19 protein-coding genes and 1 pseudogene are annotated in these 18,121 nt (G+C 46.6%); all 20 read left to right on the forward strand.

All coding sequences use genetic code 11. From position 1 onward, the window contains the following. The first annotated feature begins 228 nt into the window (after window positions 1-228). The 20 genes and pseudogenes from L6442_RS00125 (at window position 229) to L6442_RS00220 (ending at window position 18,119) form a co-directional block, all read left to right on the forward strand. Window positions 229-510, forward strand: coding sequence for a VRR-NUC domain-containing protein (locus tag L6442_RS00125; protein WP_212979473.1), 282 nt, complete (start codon window positions 229-231; stop codon window positions 508-510). Next, window positions 507-1,887, forward strand: a pseudogene (locus L6442_RS00130) (DEAD/DEAH box helicase). Before L6442_RS00125 ends, L6442_RS00130 begins: the two are co-directional and overlap by 4 nt. A 111-nt stretch (window positions 1,888-1,998) precedes the next feature. Continuing rightward, complete coding sequence (locus L6442_RS00135) at window positions 1,999-2,625, forward strand: RNA polymerase subunit sigma-24 (RefSeq protein ID WP_212979471.1); 627 nt, start codon at window positions 1,999-2,001, stop codon at window positions 2,623-2,625. Window positions 2,626-2,862: 237 nt separating this feature from the next. Next, a complete protein-coding gene (locus L6442_RS00140) occupies window positions 2,863-3,069 on the forward strand; it encodes a hypothetical protein (RefSeq protein ID WP_212979470.1) in 207 nt (68 codons plus the stop codon). Window positions 3,070-3,090: 21 nt separating this feature from the next. Then, the gene (locus L6442_RS00145) at window positions 3,091-3,414 is read left to right on the forward strand and encodes a hypothetical protein (protein ID WP_212979469.1); all 324 of its coding nucleotides are present in this window, start codon (window positions 3,091-3,093) and stop codon (window positions 3,412-3,414) included. A 578-nt stretch (window positions 3,415-3,992) separates the two neighbouring features. Next, window positions 3,993-4,346, forward strand: coding sequence for a P27 family phage terminase small subunit (locus L6442_RS00150; protein ID WP_171419696.1), 354 nt, complete (start codon window positions 3,993-3,995; stop codon window positions 4,344-4,346). After that, window positions 4,339-6,060, forward strand: a complete 1,722-nt coding sequence (locus L6442_RS00155) for a terminase large subunit (RefSeq protein ID WP_212979468.1) — start codon at window positions 4,339-4,341, stop codon at window positions 6,058-6,060. Before L6442_RS00150 ends, L6442_RS00155 begins: the two co-directional genes overlap by 8 nt. Before the next feature lie 162 nt (window positions 6,061-6,222). Then, window positions 6,223-7,407, forward strand: a complete 1,185-nt coding sequence (locus L6442_RS00160; protein WP_212979467.1) for a phage portal protein — start codon at window positions 6,223-6,225, stop codon at window positions 7,405-7,407. Next, on the forward strand, window positions 7,400-7,795 hold the full coding sequence (locus L6442_RS00165) for a hypothetical protein (protein WP_212979466.1): 396 nt from the start codon (window positions 7,400-7,402) through the stop codon (window positions 7,793-7,795). Before L6442_RS00160 ends, L6442_RS00165 begins: the two co-directional genes overlap by 8 nt. Continuing rightward, window positions 7,731-8,336: an HK97 family phage prohead protease gene (locus tag L6442_RS00170; protein ID WP_212979465.1), complete on the forward strand. Its 606-nt coding sequence runs from the start codon at window positions 7,731-7,733 to the stop codon at window positions 8,334-8,336. The genes L6442_RS00165 and L6442_RS00170 overlap by 65 nt, the downstream gene beginning before the upstream one ends. Further along, on the forward strand, window positions 8,308-9,600 hold the full coding sequence (locus tag L6442_RS00175) for a phage major capsid protein (RefSeq protein ID WP_212979464.1): 1,293 nt from the start codon (window positions 8,308-8,310) through the stop codon (window positions 9,598-9,600). Before L6442_RS00170 ends, L6442_RS00175 begins: the two co-directional genes overlap by 29 nt. Before the next feature lie 142 nt (window positions 9,601-9,742). Beyond that, window positions 9,743-10,045, forward strand: a complete 303-nt coding sequence (locus L6442_RS00180; protein WP_212979463.1) for a hypothetical protein — start codon at window positions 9,743-9,745, stop codon at window positions 10,043-10,045. Beyond that, complete coding sequence (locus tag L6442_RS00185; protein WP_212979462.1) at window positions 10,042-10,359, forward strand: phage head closure protein; 318 nt, start codon at window positions 10,042-10,044, stop codon at window positions 10,357-10,359. The genes L6442_RS00180 and L6442_RS00185 overlap by 4 nt, the downstream gene beginning before the upstream one ends. Then, complete coding sequence (locus tag L6442_RS00190; protein WP_212979461.1) at window positions 10,356-10,742, forward strand: HK97-gp10 family putative phage morphogenesis protein; 387 nt, start codon at window positions 10,356-10,358, stop codon at window positions 10,740-10,742. The genes L6442_RS00185 and L6442_RS00190 overlap by 4 nt, the downstream gene beginning before the upstream one ends. Continuing rightward, complete coding sequence (gene gp17 / locus L6442_RS00195) at window positions 10,739-11,116, forward strand: DUF3168 domain-containing protein (RefSeq protein WP_237100159.1); 378 nt, start codon at window positions 10,739-10,741, stop codon at window positions 11,114-11,116. The genes L6442_RS00190 and gp17 overlap by 4 nt, the downstream gene beginning before the upstream one ends. 5 nt (window positions 11,117-11,121) lie before the next feature. Next, the gene (locus L6442_RS00200) at window positions 11,122-11,715 is read left to right on the forward strand and encodes a major tail protein (protein WP_212979460.1); all 594 of its coding nucleotides are present in this window, start codon (window positions 11,122-11,124) and stop codon (window positions 11,713-11,715) included. A 20-nt stretch (window positions 11,716-11,735) separates the two neighbouring features. Beyond that, entirely contained in the window at window positions 11,736-12,206 is a 471-nt protein-coding gene (locus L6442_RS00205; protein WP_212979459.1) for a hypothetical protein, read from the forward strand. A 51-nt stretch (window positions 12,207-12,257) separates the two neighbouring features. Further along, the gene (locus L6442_RS00210; protein ID WP_212979458.1) at window positions 12,258-12,791 is read left to right on the forward strand and encodes a hypothetical protein; all 534 of its coding nucleotides are present in this window, start codon (window positions 12,258-12,260) and stop codon (window positions 12,789-12,791) included. Between the two features lie 27 nt (window positions 12,792-12,818). After that, window positions 12,819-17,243: a phage tail tape measure protein gene (locus L6442_RS00215; protein WP_212979457.1), complete on the forward strand. Its 4,425-nt coding sequence runs from the start codon at window positions 12,819-12,821 to the stop codon at window positions 17,241-17,243. A gap of 12 nt (window positions 17,244-17,255) precedes the next feature. Beyond that, window positions 17,256-18,119, forward strand: a complete 864-nt coding sequence (locus L6442_RS00220) for a distal tail protein Dit (RefSeq protein ID WP_212979456.1) — start codon at window positions 17,256-17,258, stop codon at window positions 18,117-18,119. Window positions 18,120-18,121: the final 2 nt, after the last annotated feature.

Here is an 18,121-nt window from a genome sequence, read left to right on the forward strand (position 1 = left end):
CCGACGTTGCCGAAGATTGCCGAGAAATCGCATCAACGGCAACCGCCGGAACCCTAATAGCATCAAGGCTTCACAGATTTAAGTTGCCATGGTTGCCGTAAATTCTACTATTTTAATAAAAATATAAATTAACCCATATAGCACATAGGCATATATAACTTAAACGCGTAAAAACGCAGTACGCGCGTATAGACGGCAATTCGGCAACCTTAGAAAGGAGTTATCGAGATGAGAGAATCAGCACTGGAGCGTCGCTTGGTTCGGGAAGTAAAAGATATTGGCGGAGAGGCACCCAAATGGGTGAGCCCAGGAAACCGGGGAGTACCAGACCGGATTGTACTCTTACCGAATGGTCAAACGATATACGTCGAGATGAAAGCTCCCGGGAAGCATCTGTCCCCTTTGCAGGAGCGCTGGAAACGGAAGCTACTGAAAATGGGGCACAGGCATTACAAAATAGATTCGAACGAGGACATTGACCGGTTCATTCAGGAGGTGATGCCGAAATGAAGTTCATCCCACACGTTTATCAGGACTATGCAAGAAAGCGGATCATAGATACGAATTTTATTGCCTTATTGCTGGAGATGGGCTTGGGTTAGCAAAACGGTAACTACTTTGACGGCCATAGACCAATTGCTGAATGACTACTTTGATGCTTGTAAAGTATTGGTGATTGCGCCGCTTCGAGTGGCGGAGGATACCTGGGCCCGCGAGATTGAGAAATGGGATCATCTGCAACACCTTCGGATCAGCAAAGTTTTAGGAAGTGCAACCGCACGCCGGAAAGCACTGAAAGCCGATGCCGACATTTACGTGGTCAACCGGGAGAATGTGGAGTGGCTTGTTAGCGAGTACGGCAGCAAATGGCCGTTTGATACGGTGGTGATTGATGAGCTTTCCAGCTTTAAGAATAGCAATTCCAAGCGGTTCCGGGCTCTTCGCCGGGTTCGGCCGATGATGAAACGAGTGATTGGCTTGACCGGCACGCCAGCGCCGAACAGTCTTATGGATCTCTGGGCGCCCATGTATCTGATCGATCAGGGCGAACGCCTGGGCAAGACAATAACCGGCTACCGGGACAAATACTTTAATCCCGGTGCCCGCAGCGGCCATGTCGTTTACGAGTGGAAAGCCAAACAGGAAGCCGAGGAAAGGGTGTACGAAGCGATATCGGATATCGCTGTCAGCATGAAAGCCGAGGATTGGCTGGAGCTACCTGAACGGATTGACCGAACCATTCCAGTGTCCTTGAGTCCGAAAGCCCAAGAACAGTATAGGAAGTTGGAAAAGGAACTGCTGCTTCCTTTCCTGGACGCGGATGTCGTCGCGCAGACAGCAGCCGTCTTGAGTAACAAGCTGCTGCAGCTGGCCAGCGGTGCTGTCTACGACGAGGATAAAGGTGTAAAGCTGATCCACGACGCCAAGCTGGATGCTTTGGAGGATGTGATCGAGGCGGCGAACGGTAAACCGGTGATGGTTTTCTATAATTTCAAACACAGCTTATCCCGAATCCAAGAGCGATTCCCGCAAGCGCGGATCCTGAGAAAGGGGAAAGACGGTATCGAGGATATCAGGGCTTGGAACAATGACGAAATACCGCTGCTGCTGCTACATCCGAAGTCAGCAGGCCATGGACTTAACCTCCAGGAGTCGAGCTGCCGGATGGTTGTCTGGTTTGACCAAATTTGGAGCCTAGAAGAAGATCAGCAGGCTAACGCCAGGGTACATCGGCAGGGAGTACGGCACAACATTGTTGTGATCCGGTTGGTAGCTGAGGGGACAATGGACGAGGACGTGGTAGCTGCACTGGAACGTAAGGCAGCTGGACAAGATGCCTTGATGGAGGCAGTTAAAGCAAGAATAGAGAGGGTGAAAACGGCATGACTAATAATACAAGGCCATTTAATTTACGGTTTAAAGTTTGCACCGAATGCCATAAACGTTACAGATTAGCTTATTTTCCAAGACATAAATGCGAATCCGAGGTGAAGTCAGATGTCAAATGCAGCGGCGACCGCCGAGCAGAGAGTGATCGAGCAGCTAAAACAATATAGGCAGATTCAGGCGCGCATCAAAGTATTATCGTCCTATGATGTAGGGGCCGGAATTACGGTGTCCCGGCTAAACGAGGATGATCAGCTGCAGGAACTGCACGCCAGGCTACGGAGGCTGCCAAGTTACATGTACCTGTCAGCTTACGAGCAAAGGCTGGAGCAAACGGCACATGCATATCTTGAACAGTATCCGGCAGGAGTAAGGGCGCAAAAGAGAGCCATTCCGCCGCGTGGAGTTGATGGAGAGGACAGTCAGCTGCTGCGGGAGATCCGCAGGAAGATTCAGAGGGTAATCGAAGCAAGAGGGTATGAAGATAGCCCAGATAAAATTGACGAGGTTCTGGACCGCCTTTCTGAACTTCAAGACTTGCAGGCTGAGATTAACCGAATCGATACTGTGCTGAATGCACTTGAACAGTATAAACCGGATTACGTGAGATTGTTGCGGGTGCACCTGATCAATGGCGAATCATGGAATAAAGCTGCAAAGGAGTTGAACATCTCCAAGGATGTTTTTTACCGCTGGAGAAAGAGTGCTTTAAAAGAGTACGAAAAATTAGCGAATTAAATGCGAACAGAACGAGAACACAAACCGGAAATCCCGTGTTAATATGATAGTGTACCAGAAGTGTAAGAGTATCTTATGCACCTCTCATCAATATGCAGATGGCAACTCATATGATGGAGGGTGGTACAGGCGGATCATTGTCCGCCTCTTGATTTTTGGTACTTCTAACCTTTTAGATAGGTCGCATTCATAACAGAGTGCGGCCATTTTTATTTTCTTAGGAAAGGATGACGGCCAATGAACAAACAAACTGAATACGTGAGTAGTGGCGGCATTGGAGTAGTTGGGATGCTGGGCATAGCTTTTATCGTGCTTAAACTAACAGGCGCGATTGATTGGTCATGGTGGTGGGTGACAGTTCCGTTTTGGGGTTACTCTGCGATTACGATTCTGGTATTTGTGGTCTTGTTCACGTATTACCTGATCAGAGATAGCAAGCAGTGAGAGGAAAGGATTTGGTGAGTAATGGGTGCAACGATGATCATTTGTGATGCCGGATGTCAGAATAAGTTTGTGGTTGATAGGTTCATGAGCGCGCGGATCGGGGGCGGCGTAGAAAAAGTGTACATCGTTTGCCCGCATTGCCATCGTGAATATGTGGCTTCATACACTGATCCGGAAATTAGGGACCTACAAATAAGAATCAGAAGGGTGCAGAAACGGTTTGCTAATCCACGGGCTGATAGGGTCAAAGCTGCGCAACGTGAGGCTGAGATCCAGACGCAGATCAAGGAGAAGATGGAAGCGTTACGGGCGCGGATAGAAGGTACACACGATGATGGTGAATGACTTCTATAAGTCCACAAGTTGGAAGCGCAAAAGAAAGAAGATACTTCGTAGAGATGTCTACGTGTGCCGAGAGAGCAGAAGGTACGGTAAGACTGAACCGGCTACAACGGTACATCACATTTATCCTTTGGAGTTTTATCCAGAGCTTGCGCTAGAAGATTGGAACCTCATATCACTCTGCGAAAAGCAGCATAATGCCATGCATGACAGAGTAACGCATGAAATCACAGAGCTTGGCAGGCAATGGCAAGAAAGAGTGAGGCCACAATTTGAGGAATGGATGGAGAACAACAAGAGAGGCGATACGCAGCATAGTTAGTTGACAGCGCATGTCGGCCATCAAAACAAATGGCACAACGGAATGATGCAATGCTATTAGATTTTGGTGGAGTTATTGCATTCCGTTTTGTTCAGAGAAAAAATTGATATTCATCCGTTTTCATGGAATTTTCAAAACGCTTTAGTGAGATGAAGCCCCCCTCCCTTCGAAAAGTGAGAGATGGGCGTAGGGGACCGGGGCGGGGAGCCATTTCCAATAGAGCGAACTTCATAAAACTTTTTTTCGGGGAGGTGAGAGCATGGCGAACGTGCCGACGAAGGAAACAATTAAGCGCAGAACGATAGAAGATATGAAAAGTCTCGGAGTGCATAAACCTCAGTATAATCGCGTGGTTGACTTGTATGCCGAACTTGTTTTTCAGTTCCTAACACTGAATAAAAAATTTGAAGATGAAGGATATAAATACGAAAGTTTTACCGCTGCAGGAGGTGCAAAAAAGTCACCTATTGTTGCAACCCTAGAGTCGTTACGTAAGGATATATTGGCATACTCCGACCGCTTGTGTCTCAATCCGAAATCCCTTGAAAACGTAACAGTGGAGAAGAAAGGCAAGTCAGCTTTAGCAGCAGCCTTGGCTGAGATGGATGAGTAAATTCAAAAACTATGACATCGTGATGGAGTATGCCAACAGCATCATAGAGGGCAGGAAGGTAGCTAACAAAGAGATCATCCAAGCATGTAAGAGGTTTTTGAGGGATTTAGAAAACCAGGCATATGATTTTAACCCCAAAGATGCTGAATTTGTCATAGGAATAATTGAAAAGACATTCGTTCACCAAAAGGGTGAAGATATGGAGGGTTACCCATTACGAGGTAGGCCTTTTTTGTTACAGCCGTGGCAGAAGTTCATCGTTTACAACATCTGCGGTTTCTTTCATAAAGGAACTAAGTTAAGGAAATACAAGGAAACATTTGAGATGTTGCCGCGAAAACAAGGTAAGACGCCTTTTAAATCAGCGTTGGCATGGGGATTAGGCTTGCTCGAAAGACGTTCTGGCGCTGAAATAGTAATCGTTGGTGCTCAACTCAAACAAGCGCTGCAGAGTTTCAACTTCCTACACTTCAACCTGAAGAATATGGGGGAGGAAAAGAACTTTCGCATCCTGGACAATAACCAGGAGCACAGTATAAGTGGCGAATTAGGCGATGGATACCTACGCATTGAAACAATAGCCGGCAATAGTGACCGGATGGACTCATTAAACACGCTCATTCAGATCCTTGATGAGCTTCATTTATACCGGAACGCGAGTCAGTACAACACGATTAAAGAATCAGGAAAAGCGTATCGGAATAGCTTGTGTATCGGCATCACGACAGCGGGTGACAACATGAATAGTTTCTGCTACAACCGTATGGTTTATTGCCAAAAGGTATTGGAAGGTACGGTGACGGACGAGCAACTATTTGTGTTTATCGCAAAAGCTGATCAAGATCCTGAGACTGGAGAGGTAGACTACACGAATCCAATCGAACACGAAAAGGCGAACCCAAATTACAATGTGTCCGTGTCCGGTCAAGAACTGATGAACGATGCAATGCAAGCTCAAAACGATCCGCAGCAGCGCAAATCATACCTGGCTAAGTCGCTGAACATTTACACGTCAGCCATGAAGTCATACTTCAATATTGACGAGTTCAAAGCTAGCGACCGTAAATACAAATGGAGAATTGAAGATTTAGCGAAGTTACCTATTGATTGGTTTGGCGGTGCTGACTTATCTAAGCTTCACGATTTAACGGCTGCAGCACTGTATGGCAATTATAACGGAGTAGACATTATTATTTCTCATGCCTTTTTCCCGGTTGTTGCTGCCGCACGAAAAGCAGAGGAAGATAATATACCTTTGTTTGGTTGGAAAGATGAAGGCTTGCTAACGATGTGTAATACTCCGACCGTGAATTATGATGACATCATTAAGTGGTTTGTAGACATGAAATTAAAGGGGTTCAAGATTAAGCAAGTTGGTTTTGACCGCAAGTTTGGCCGTGAATTTTTCTTGGGCATGAAGAAAAAAGGGTTTAAGATCGTTGATCAGCCGCAGTATTTCTATAAAAAATCAGAAGGGTTCCGCAGGATCGAGAAGCAAGCTAAGGACGGGAATCTGTATTATCTACATTCACAGGCTTTTGAATATTGTATTCAGAATGTTCATGCCATTGAAAAAACGGATGATATGATTCAGTTTGAAAAAATCATGCCAGAGCAGCGGATTGATATTTTTGACGCTTCTGTATTTGCGGCTGTGCAAATGCTTGAGAACATGGAAAAGAGAACGAATGCTGAACAATGGTTGAGGGGTTGATAAAATGCAATGGATCAAAAGGAACATTAGCGATATGATGCTCGCGGCTGGCGTAGTTTCAATATCCATAGGAATGTTCATATGGTCAGTTCCAATTGGGTTTGTTGTAACAGGGGCAATGTTGGCGGGCTTGGCTTACTTGACAGAAGGCGGTGATTGATAATGGGATTTCTAATGCGGCGGAGTAAACAAGTGCGAGCTGCCCCAGCCGCACCAGGGCTATTTTTACAAGGTGATGACTCATTATTAGCCTGCGGGTATACGCGGCTGAGTGACAATCCAGAGGTAAAGATGTGTGTCCATAGAATAGCAGAGCTTATTTCGTCAATGACCATTCACTTGATGCAAAATACCGATCACGGGGATGTGCGGGTCCGGAATGAATTATCTCGTAAGCTTGATGTCAATCCGTACTCACTGATGACGCGCAAAGCGTGGGTATACAATATCGTCTATACAATGATGTTGTCTGGACGCGGTAACTGTGTTGTATACCCAAGGATCAAAAGCGGGCTGATTGATGAGTTGATTCCGCTTAAGCCATCAAGTATTGGTTTTATGGACACTGATACAGCCTACAAGGTTGTTTATCAAGGTGTCCCATACGATCATGATGAAGTGCTGCATTTTATAATCAATCCGGATCCAGAGCGTCCATATATCGGCACTGGTTATAAAGTGGTTCTCAAGGATATCACTGACAATCTCAAGCAAGCGGCGAAAACGAAAAATAGCTTCATGTCAGACAAGTGGAAGCCGTCGCTTGTTATCACTGTCGATGCCTTGACCGGCGACCTCGCTACGCAAGATGGCCGTGACGAAATACTTCAGAAGTACATCGATGAAACAAGTGGAGGAAAGCCGTGGGTTATTCCGGGGGACTTACTTAAAATCGATCAAGTAAAACCACTATCCTTAAACGATCTCGCGCTAAATGATGCAGTACAAATTGATAAGCGAACAGTGGCCGGCATCTTCGGAGCGCCGCCTTTTTTTGTTGGTGTCGGAGAATTTGATCGTGAAGAATATAACAACTTCATTGACACTGTGATCCTCCCAATGGCAAAGGGCATAGAGCAGGAAATGACTCGGAAGCTTATCTATTCTAGCGAGATGTACGTCAAATTCAATCCGCGCTCACTTTACGCCTATTCCATCAAAGAATTGGCTGAGATCGGGATGAATATGTACACACGCGGGTTGGCGGAGGGAAATGAGGTACGAGATTTGGTTGGTATGTCGCCGAAAGATAGCTTGAATGAACTTGTAATCCTTGAAAACTACATCCCCGCGGGCATGATCGGTGACCAAAAGAAATTAAAGCAAGGAGGTGACGAAGGTGCGTAATTTAGTCGAAATCCTGGAAGAGGTTAAACACGGCAACAAACCAGAGTATGAAGAATTGCTCTATGCCCTTCTTGCATACGCTTCGATGTTCAATATAGAGCATCGTCAACTCAGAGAAGAATTGATGCGAGATAAACCCCAGCCTCTTTTTCTTCGAGATATGAAGTTGAAAAACTCCTTCGATATGTACAAGCGTGCACTGAACACTGATCCGAAGGACTGGCTCGGCTGGTCCAATGATCCAGAAAACCCGGAGTATCAGAAGATTCTACGGGCAGGTGCAAATCTAATAGATAATGCGGCGGCTAGGGGAAAGGTGGTGAATGAGATTGAGGGACACACGGCAGACACGCAGTTTGAAAAGCGAGCTCAAAACGCGGTCCAGTGATAATGCTGGCGATATGGTGATCGAAGGTTATTGGGCTGTATGTGGCCGTGAAACGGAGCTCTGGGATGGCGCTTATGAGGAAATTGCACCCGGTGCATTCAACAACACACTCACGAATGACATTCGGGCGCTCATCAACCACGAGACAAGACTTGTTCTTGGGCGAAACAAATCCGGCACATTAGATCTTCGGGCTGACTCCTACGGCCTATGGGGCAGCGTTAAGATCAACCCCAATGATACCGACGCTGTTAACCTATATGAGCGAGTGAAGCGCGGAGACGTAGATCAATGCTCGTTCGGATTTAACATCGTCCGCGAGCTGACTGATTGGCGCGATGACGGAACCGTTAAATGGACGATCCAAGAGGTTGAGCTCCACGAGGTTAGCGTTGTAACATTCCCTGCCTACGAGGCTACCGGCGTCCAAGCACGAAAAGCCGAAGTCGAGCAGCACCGTCAGCGGCAGCTGCAGCAACGAAAACACCAATTGAAAGAGAGGTTGAAACGAAATGGCACTAAGACAACTGATGCTGGCTAAGAAAATCGAACAACGCAAGGCGGCTCTGGCCGAACTAGTCACACAGGAGGAGGGGTTTAATACCAGATCAGCAGAACTGGAATCGGCCATAGACGAGGCTCAGAACGACGAAGAAATTGCAGCAGTCGAGGAAGAAGTCGGCAAGCTTGACGGTGAAAAGTCGGAGCTGGCAGAAAAGAAATCAAAGCTAGAAGGTGAAATTGCGGAGCTTGAGGGAGAATTGGAACAACTCAATAGCAAAGCTCCTAGTAATGATACCCGAAGCAAAGCTCAAGAAAATGAAAGAGGTGGACAAGAGATGAACAAAAGAACGACTAATCAGGATTACTTCACACGTGAGGTCGAGGACTTTTACTCTGAACTACGTTCCCGGTTGAAGACGCGGGCGAATGGAAACGTGCTGCCGGCAGGAGAATCCGGAGCGGAATTGATCATTCCGGACATCATTGTTAACCGTATCCGTGAACGGATCGGCGATTATACAACGCTGTATCCGCTTGTTGATATTGTTCGCGCAGGCGGCCGAGTAAAACTGATTCTTGATGTAGATACAAAAGAAGCTGAATGGGTTGAGATGCGCGGCGCTCTTAAAGAGGAAGACGACTCGAAACTGACAGCAGTCGAATTTGATGGTTTCAAGGTTGGCCGCGTCGTATACATTGATAACTCTTTGCTGGAAGACAGCATTATCAACTTGGATGATTACCTGACCAAGCGGATTGCACGATCGATTGCGAAAGCTCTCGATAAGGCCATCTTGGTTGGTACGGGCAGCAAAGATAAGCAGCCTGAAGGTATTCTGCCAGCCATCCCAGCCGCGAATAAGAAAAAGGCTAAAGCAGATTATAAAGAACTTATTCCGCTGCTTGGTTTGATCGACACAGGTGAGGATGCTACTGGCGAAATCATTTGCGTTGTCCACCGTCAGACGTATTATGCAAAACTCGCTACTTTGTCCCTGCACGTTAACTCTGAAGGTAAAGATGTGGTGATGTTGCCGAATTTGGCGCAGCCGAACTTCCTGGGATTGCGCGTAGAGTTCAACAACTACTTGCCAAAGGATAATTTATTGTTCGGTGTGTTCGATAAGTACACTCTTATTGAGCGCGAAGGAACAAGGATTGACATGTCCGCTCACTACAAATTCCGTGAAGATCAAACAGCCATTCGAGGACTTGGTCGCTATGACGGCAAACCAGTAAAGCCTGAATCTTTTGTACTTGTTGATATCTCTGGCACCACTGGCGGTGAAACGGGGGAATAAACGCTTTCAGCAGCCCCGTGATTCCTGATCTAGAAGCCATGAAGAAGCCGCAGCTATTAGCCTATGCGGCGGAACAGGGAATCGAGGTTGAATCAACTAAGTTGAAAGCTGATATTATTACGGCCATCAAGGGGGCGATGGGATGGACGTAGAACAAGTGTTAGGATTGGTTAAAGAAAGGCTCGGCATCCGCTCGAATGTTAGGGATTCATACATTACCGCCATTGTGCAGGGCGTTATAACTGAATTAGAAGATGAGCAGGGTTTGAAGCTTGAGGCCGACAACTTCTCTCATCTTCTTTTCGTTTGTGACTTTGTAACATGGCGGTATCAAAGCGTCAGTAACAGCGAGACGAATTTTACCGGTCAGCCGATATCAATGCCGCGGCACCTTCAATTCCGTTTGCACAACCTAATAATACATGTCGGAGGTGGCAAAAAATGAAGCGCAGATCATGGGACGAAGTTGTAACATTAATTGCCATTGCCCCTGGCGAGGATGAAGCGGGTTATCCGACACCGCCAAAAGAGTTTCCGCGGGAGGTTTTGGCCAACAAATTAAATGTTAAGGGAATCGAGTTTTATGCTGCTAACCAAACTGGAATGAAGGCGGATTGCATATTTGAAGTACACGCCTTTGAATATGAGGGCGAGAAGCTGCTTGAATATGAAGGCAAACGGTATGCAGTCATCAGGACCTACGGGACTAATGACGAAACTCTGGAATTGACCTGTTCTGACAAGCTGGTGATATCATGAGTATTGAACTACAAGGCGTGGATCAGATGCAGGCGGCCATTCGTCGGAAACTTGAGGCAGGGGTTATCAAAATGGAGAACCAGGGGCTCAAGGAAGCCGGCGAAATATTAGCCCAAGCTCAACGGGAAAAGGTCCCGGTGAGTACCATCGAACATGTTCACATGCGGGATGATATTAAGGTCAGTCCTGTACGCCGCCAAGACGGTTTGCGGTCTGTAACGATTGGACCTGGTAAAAAAACTGCATGGCGGGCGCATTTTTCGGAGTTTGGAACGAGAAATCAGCCTGCGCAGCCGTTCATCTACCCAGCGTTCCATGAAAATAAGGTCAAAGTCGCCCAACTTCTTGCAAATACAATGCGAAGGGGGATGGCTGAAGGATGATGATTGATCTTAAACCAAAAATCACTCAAGCGCTGCGATCTAATGCAGCGCTTATTTCTTTGCTAGGGAGAGACACAAAGGGAAATGTGAAGGTGTATGCGGAAACTGCTAAAGAAGTTGACCTGCCATATGTAACGATCTTTGAGCTAGTCAACTTTGATAACAAGTACTTGGACGATGTCCCGGTAAGTTCGGATATTCATTTTCATATTGATGTCTTTTCCGCTTGGAACACCGGACCCATAGCTGTTGCCGTGAATCAAGCAATGGAGGACCTTGGGTTTATTCGTACAGCAGCAGTTGATCAAAACGAAAAAAACACTGGGACTTTTCACAAAATTCTACGATACAAAATTATTAATTATGGGAGTTGATTAATTTGCCAGAAGAAGCAAAAAGAGAACGGGCTGCAGTCGGCCTTAAAAATATTCATTATGCGATTTGTGAAAAGGACGATAAAACTGGGGTAAAGTATGGCACACCTAAGAAAATTGCGCCTGCGTTGACTGCAAACGTTGAACCAACTATTAACTCTGCAGTACTCAACGGCGATGACGGACCGGTCCTGGTGGCAGATGCTTTAGGGGAGATCAAAGTTGAGATCGGAGTATCTGATATTCCTTTTGAAATCCAAGCTGAATTGTTAGGATCAAAGATAAATCCCGATACAGGACTGTTAATTGACAACGCCAATGATCAAGCACCAGAGGTCGCGCTAGGTTACCAAAGAACAATGAGTGACGGTACCTCGCGGTTTACTTGGCTGCTAAAAGGTAAATTCAGGAAGGACAAGGAGGAGGCAAAAACGAAGGAAGGGACCCCATCTTTTCAAACTCCAACGATTGAGGGGACATTTTTGAAACGCGCATATGACGATAACTGGAGATTCCGCGTGGATAGTAGCAATGCAAAGAGCGCGGATTTAGTAAAAAACTGGTTTGAAGCTGTCCCAAGTGAAAACCCAAACCCGTAGGTCCCCGCATTCTCGGTACTTTGAAGGCGGGGACTGATCTTGTTTTAAATACTGGTTTTGGAGCCAGTCTGGATACAACGCAAGCAGGTGCTACAGGTGGATCTTGCGCTAAGTTTGAATTCAGCGACAAAGGGAACGGCAAAGCCACAATCAGCGGCGGAGTTATTGAGGGGATATTAGGCAACAAAGCAGGGCAATACACTGCACGAGCGAGAGTGAAAGCAAACATCAGCACATCCACGCGGCCATTATTCGCTCTTTCCGTTCAAGACTCTAAAACGTTCGAACCGTTCCCGATAGCCAAAGGTAGCACAGAAACATCAGATAAAATGTTTTCAGCTAAAGATATCGGATTGGATTGGACATTTGTTGAAACTTCATTCTACTGGGATGGGGTAACTCCAATTGAACTCTGGACGGGCCGACAAGGAGGCTATGAACCTGATGTTGCATTTTGGGAGGACATAGTTGAGTTTGTTGTATTGAAGTAAGGAGAGGGGCTTCCCCTCTCTTTTTGCTATTTGTAAAGGGGAGAGGAACGTTTGAATCTAAAAATCGAAAAAGTCCCTGTTGTTCTAAATGGCGTTGTGAGAAATCTTGTTTTTGATTTGAACGCCCATTACGAGCTGAGCAAGAAATATATAACGTTACAAAAGTTGGTGGATGAGATTCAACGCAAGTCCGTTGACAGCATGCCTGAGATTTTACAATGCGGATTTGCTCATGAAGAAGAGATTCCACTGATCGAACTTGGATTATTGGTTGACGTAAGCAATATCGATTACTTAACTTTGCAGACAATTCAGGCGCTCATGTTTTCGCTGCCTGATTCAAATAAATTTAATGAAAACCAAATTCCGAAGCCTACAGCTGATGAAGACGCTGTTTGGGACTGGGATTGGCTTTATTACATGGGGACCGTCCTGCTGAATATGAGCGAGGCGGTCTTTTGGCGTTCATCGCCAAGAAAGCTATTTGCCTTATGGGCGGTCCACAAGAAATATAACGGATTAGAAACAAGTGATGGCCAGGAAGTATCACGCGCTACGGAAGCATGGCTTGATCAATACATTTAAGCCACAAAGCAAGGGAGGTGAGGAAACTTGTCAGATGAAATGGAAGTTGCCAATCTAGTCACCAAGATATCTATGGATGATACGGGCGTTGAGAGGACGATGGCCGAGCTTGCCAGGCAGATGAAAATTGTACAGACGGAGTTTCAGGCCGCCTCCGCAAAACTTGGCGAACACGCTGATGCTCAAGAGGCATTGAGGGTGAAATCGGATTCCCTTAACAAGCAAATGGAGATTCAGGCCCAACGTATCGCCAAGTTAAAGCAGCAGCACCAGGAAGCAGTTGCCGCAAAAGGCGCGGATGCGCGTGAGACCCAAAACCTTGAAGCTAAACTCAATAGAGCTGTAGCGGAATACAACAAGATGGACAACGAGTTGAAGGCGACGACAGCCGAACTTAACAAGCAAACATCGGCATGGGAAAAGGCCGCTGCACAGCTAGATGCTGTAGGCAAAAAGATGGAGTCTCTCGCGAAACAAATGACTCAAGCAGGGCAAAGCCTATCATTGATGGTTACGGGTCCACTTGCTGCAATCGGCGGGTATGCAACCAAAGCGAGTATCGACTACGAGACCGCCTTTGCCAACGTCAAAAAGTACATGTCCGGCACCGAGGAAGAGTTTGAAAAGCTGAGCAATTCGATTCGAGACATGGCAAAGGAGTCACCTTTCGCCGCGACAGAGATTTCTAAGGTCGCAGCTTCAGCGACACAGTTAGGTATTAAAAAAGAAAACATCCTTTCGTTTTCGAAGGCAATGCTTGACATCGGTGTTTCCTCCAACTTGGCTGCTGATGACGCTGCTATAGCTTTGGCCCGTTTTGCAAATATCACACAGATGCCGCAAGAAAATTTTGAAAAACTCGGTTCCACGATTGTAGGTCTCGGTAATAACTTTGCTGCGATGGAATCGGAAATGGCGGAGTTTGGCATGAGGATCGCTGGCGCCGGTCACCAGGTCGGAATGTCCGAAGCGCAGATCATGAGCTTTTCGGCTGCACTTGCCGCTGTCGGTATTGAGGCTGAGGCTGGGGGTACAGCAATATCTAAACTCATGATCAACATAGCCTCTGAAGTAGCATCTGGCGGCAAAAAACTAGATGATTTTGCCGCTGTTGCGGGGATGACAACCGCGCAATTCAAGAAATCATTCCAGGTAGATGCAGCGGGGACCATCACATCGTTCATTGAAGGCCTTGGCCGAATTTCTGCTGCCGGCGGGAATACGTTTGGCGTTATCGACAAATTGGGATTATCTGAAATAAGACTTCGAGATGCTCTCCTTCGTGCAGCCGGTGCAGGTGATCTCTTTAGACAGGCCTTGGAAGTTGGTACGAAGGCCTGGGATGACAACACCGAGTTAGCTAAGACTAGCGGTACGTTTTACGAAACCACTGCAAACCAAATGAAGGTTTTAGGTAACCGGTTAAAGGATACTGCGATTACGCTCGGTGATTCTCTTGTGCCAGTGTTGATGTCAGCTCTTGATGCTATGGATCCGCTCTTTAAAGCCGCAGAAAAAGGCGCAGAGTGGTTCTCGAAACTGGATGTCGAGTCACAAAAGACCATCATTACAATTGCAGCTATGGCAGCAGCCGCTGGTCCGCTGCTTATAATCGCAGGAAAGCTGGTTACGAGCATTGCGGCATTGATTCCGGTGGTAAAAGGACTCGGTACCGCTCTTATGTTCCTGGCAACTAATCCAATTGGTTTGGTTCTCACAGGTATTGCTGCAGCTGTGACGGCCTTTATGGCAATCAAAAACAGCATGGACGAGGCCAAGGAAGCAACAGAGAGATTAGCCCAGGCGCAGGCAGATCTACAAGAAGTACAACAAAACGGCATTACTCGTGATGAGATACAGGCAACTCAAGAGAAGGTTGACAAGCTCAATGAGTTGATCACCACCTATCAGAAGCTCATCGATATAGCATCCGCTTCTGGGGCTGCACAAATGGGCAATAATGTAGGGGCGCTAGACTATGCAGCGAAAGAACTAGGAACAACGCTTGAAAAAGTAGCAAATGATGCTAATGATCTTGGCGTTGAACTTAAGTTTATTGATGAAAACGGGAAGATAGCAGCATTGTCCATGAAGGACTTGCAAAACAGGGTGAATACCTATAGCAAAGCTGTCAAAGACGCAAAACGTGAAACAGCTGCTGAAATAAGCGAAAAAGCCAAAGCGATTGCTATCAAAAATCAAGAAGCCATCAGCACTGAAAATCTGCTTAAGAGATATACGTCAGCAAAGCAAGGATCAAAGGAATGGAGCGCCGCCCAAAGAGAACTGATTAATCAGTTTCCGCAATTTGCTTCTGCGACTGGAGTCAATACAGAGGCCATCAAAGGCCTGGTCCTGATGAAAAAGCAGGAGATTGCAACAGAATGGGCAAACATCCAACTCAAGGCGCAGGAGGCGTTGCAAGAAAAACGAACAGCGATTGCTAAGCAAGAAGCAGCAATCTCCATCGCTAAATCTATCGCTCAGATTACTGGAGCCGGCGGTCTTGCTGAGATCGCGCTTGCAAAAATGAATGCGCAGCTTGATGTGCTGCGAGGGGAAGCTGCGAGTCTGCAGCATCTCGTCAATATGAAGCCTGATGACTTTAAGCTTCCGCCGCCGCCAAAGGTGCCAGTCATCAACTTGGATGATGAAGAAAAGAAAAAGAAAGGGAAGAAAAAGAAGGAGAAAAAGCCCAAGAAAGAAGCCTATGAGAATAAGGCTTTGGACGATGCTTACAGAAAGCTCGAGCATCTTAAGGCAATGGATGAGTTGACATCCGAGCAAGAGCTTAAAATGCTTGAAACCATCAAAGCCAAGTACGTTAAAACGGCCGAAGAACGTATGACCGTGGAGGAAAAAATTCATGCGGTCAAAAAGCAGTTGGGCGAGACGTCTCTTGAAAATGCGCTAAAGGATTATGAGCGATCCAAGCAGCTTGGCAAACTGACTGAGGACGGTGAAATTGCACGGCTCCAGCGGATTAAAAAGCTCTATGCCACCACCGCCGAACAGCGCGCCGATCTTGATGATAAGATTTTCGAGGCCACACAACGCAAGATTGAGGCTGACAAGCAACGACGTGCCGAAGCAGTGCAATACACCAATAAACAGCTTCAAGCTGCTTACGAGGATCGGCTTGCGCGGGAAAAGCTATCCGACGAAGAGGCATTTAAGCTCAAAGACAAGCTGTACAATGAGCAGATATACGTCAACAAGGACTACCTTAAAAAGGTGCTTGCCGACGACAGATACACCGCTGCCGAGAAAAAGAAGCTTGAACGGGAAATCACCGAAGAGATCCGGAAGCAAACGAATGACCGGCTGATACTCCAAAGGGATTATGCCGAACAGGTCCGGAAGCAGCAGATTGACAGCATCAACAATATGGCCAGATCCATTCAGGACGCTCTCAAAGCAAAGTACTCTGCTGAAAAACAAGCAGCTGAGGAAGCGCTGAAAGAGTCTCAGAACACGAATGAGAAATGGAAGAACAATGAACTCGACGCCATTAAGTCCGTTTATAATGCCCGTGTAGAAGCTGCACAAAAGGCGGCGGACGCTGAAATTGAGCGAATTAACGCTGTTTATAACGCGCGGATCGATGCCATTCAAAGGGAACTTGATGCTCTGGATCAGGCTGAGAAGCAGCGTAGCCGGGCTGAAATGGATGCCGAGGACGAGAAGAAGATCAAGCGACTCCAGGATAATATCGAATACTCGCATGATGAATACAACAAGAAACAACTACAGGACGAATTAAACAGGGTAACTACCGATATGAACGAGCGACACCGCCAGGAGCAGCTGCAGGATAAAAAAGACGCCCTGAAAGCTGAACAACAGGTGTTAAAGGACAGGCTTGCTCAAGAGACTCAGGCAGTAAAGGATCAACTCGCTCAGAAAAAAGAAATAATGCAGCAGGAGTATGAAGCCCAGCAAGCCAACATCAACGCCATTTACACCGCCCAAAAGACATCTCTCGATCAACAAATGCTGGATAAACAAAATCATTATGCGAAGTTACTCGAAGCCAAGAACCTTCAAGCCGAAGCTGAGAAAATGATCATTAACAAGCAGCAGCAAGATATTTTGGTCTTGCTCAATGAATTCGGGGACGGCTACAAGGACGCGGGGACTACGCTTGGTCAAAACCTTGTTGATGGAATGAAACCAAAGGTCGATGAAATATCAAGAATGATTGCTGATGTAGTGGCTCAAATCAATGCAGCGTCCGCTGCTGCGTTGCAGATGAAAGCACAGGCCGCTGCCGCAGTACCACCGCCATCAGTTAAAGATGCGATGGCAGGTTCAACCTCAGGTAATGGTCGTAAAGTCTTTGAAACGACTGGCGTAATCGTCAACAACACGTTTAATTCGCCAGTGACATCCCCAAGCGATGTGTCGAGGGCGACTACAAAAGCAGCTCAACAACTCGCAAGGCAATTATAAGGAGGTGCCGAATTGCAAAAAGTCACGTATGTTAATCCTCGGGGTGAGTCCGTTGTATTCGGCAACTCCAAGGATGGGGTATTTGTATTGCAAAAAATCGACGGTACTGTAAACGTACCATCTGATATTAAAAGCACAAAATCGCCTTATCAGGATGGCAGCACCTTCGTTGATCTGCAGCTTGCTGATCGGCAGATTCCGATTGAAGGCTTTATCAATGCAAAGAGCCAGCAGGATTTATATGAGCGGCGGCGTGAGCTGGCCCGAATCCTTAACAACAAACTTGGACCGGGAAAATTGCTCTATACCAACTCTCATCGCAGCTATGTGATTGATGCGATCGCAGAGGAAGGGGCGCTGCTTGGTGAGCGGTATGTGAATGCAAATTTGTTTACTGTAAACTTTATCGCCAATGATCCCTACTGGCGTGATGAAATCCAGATTGTAAAGGCGTTGAAGTTTGAGGATGGCGGGTTTACATTTCCTCTTCGCTTGCCAACCAAATTCGCCAGCGCTTCCTATCGTGGGAACTTTTACAATTCCGGTGATGTGGATACTCCTGTGGAAATATGGTATACAGGCCCTGCAACAAATCCAGTTGTTGAAAACGAAACGACGGGCGAATATATCAAGATTAATTATGAGCTGAAGGAGGGTGATACCCTTATCATTAACACGGCCTTTGGTAACAAACGAGTTGAAATCCTGAACAACGACGGCACTCGGAAGAATGTGTTCCACTGGATAGACCTGGGTAGTACTTTTTTTCAACTCACCCCCGGTCAGAATGTACTAAAATACGGCAGCGATAAAGACTCCGATCAGCAGGCTGCTACAGTAACAATCTACTACAACAACCGGTACCTGGGAGGTTGATG

The sequence above is a fragment of the Paenibacillus azoreducens genome (assembly GCF_021654775.1).
GTDB lineage: Bacteria > Bacillota > Bacilli > Paenibacillales > Paenibacillaceae > Paenibacillus_AQ > Paenibacillus_AQ azoreducens.

Bases quoted from the DNA above. Each gene is read 5' to 3' on its own strand.
- L6442_RS00125 (WP_212979473.1), top strand. From the start codon at position 229: ATGAGAGAATCAGCACTGGAGCGTCGCTTGGTTCGGGAAGTAAAAGAT.
- L6442_RS00135 (WP_212979471.1), top strand. From the start codon at position 1,999: ATGTCAAATGCAGCGGCGACCGCCGAGCAGAGAGTGATCGAGCAGCTA.
- L6442_RS00140 (WP_212979470.1), top strand. From the start codon at position 2,863: ATGAACAAACAAACTGAATACGTGAGTAGTGGCGGCATTGGAGTAGTT.
- L6442_RS00145 (WP_212979469.1), top strand. From the start codon at position 3,091: ATGGGTGCAACGATGATCATTTGTGATGCCGGATGTCAGAATAAGTTT.
- L6442_RS00150 (WP_171419696.1), top strand. From the start codon at position 3,993: ATGGCGAACGTGCCGACGAAGGAAACAATTAAGCGCAGAACGATAGAA.
- L6442_RS00155 (WP_212979468.1), top strand. From the start codon at position 4,339: ATGAGTAAATTCAAAAACTATGACATCGTGATGGAGTATGCCAACAGC.
- L6442_RS00160 (WP_212979467.1), top strand. From the start codon at position 6,223: ATGGGATTTCTAATGCGGCGGAGTAAACAAGTGCGAGCTGCCCCAGCC.
- L6442_RS00170 (WP_212979465.1), top strand. From the start codon at position 7,731: ATGAGATTGAGGGACACACGGCAGACACGCAGTTTGAAAAGCGAGCTC.
- L6442_RS00175 (WP_212979464.1), top strand. From the start codon at position 8,308: ATGGCACTAAGACAACTGATGCTGGCTAAGAAAATCGAACAACGCAAG.
- L6442_RS00180 (WP_212979463.1), top strand. From the start codon at position 9,743: ATGGACGTAGAACAAGTGTTAGGATTGGTTAAAGAAAGGCTCGGCATC.
- L6442_RS00185 (WP_212979462.1), top strand. From the start codon at position 10,042: ATGAAGCGCAGATCATGGGACGAAGTTGTAACATTAATTGCCATTGCC.
- L6442_RS00190 (WP_212979461.1), top strand. From the start codon at position 10,356: ATGAGTATTGAACTACAAGGCGTGGATCAGATGCAGGCGGCCATTCGT.
- gp17 (WP_237100159.1), top strand. From the start codon at position 10,739: ATGATGATTGATCTTAAACCAAAAATCACTCAAGCGCTGCGATCTAAT.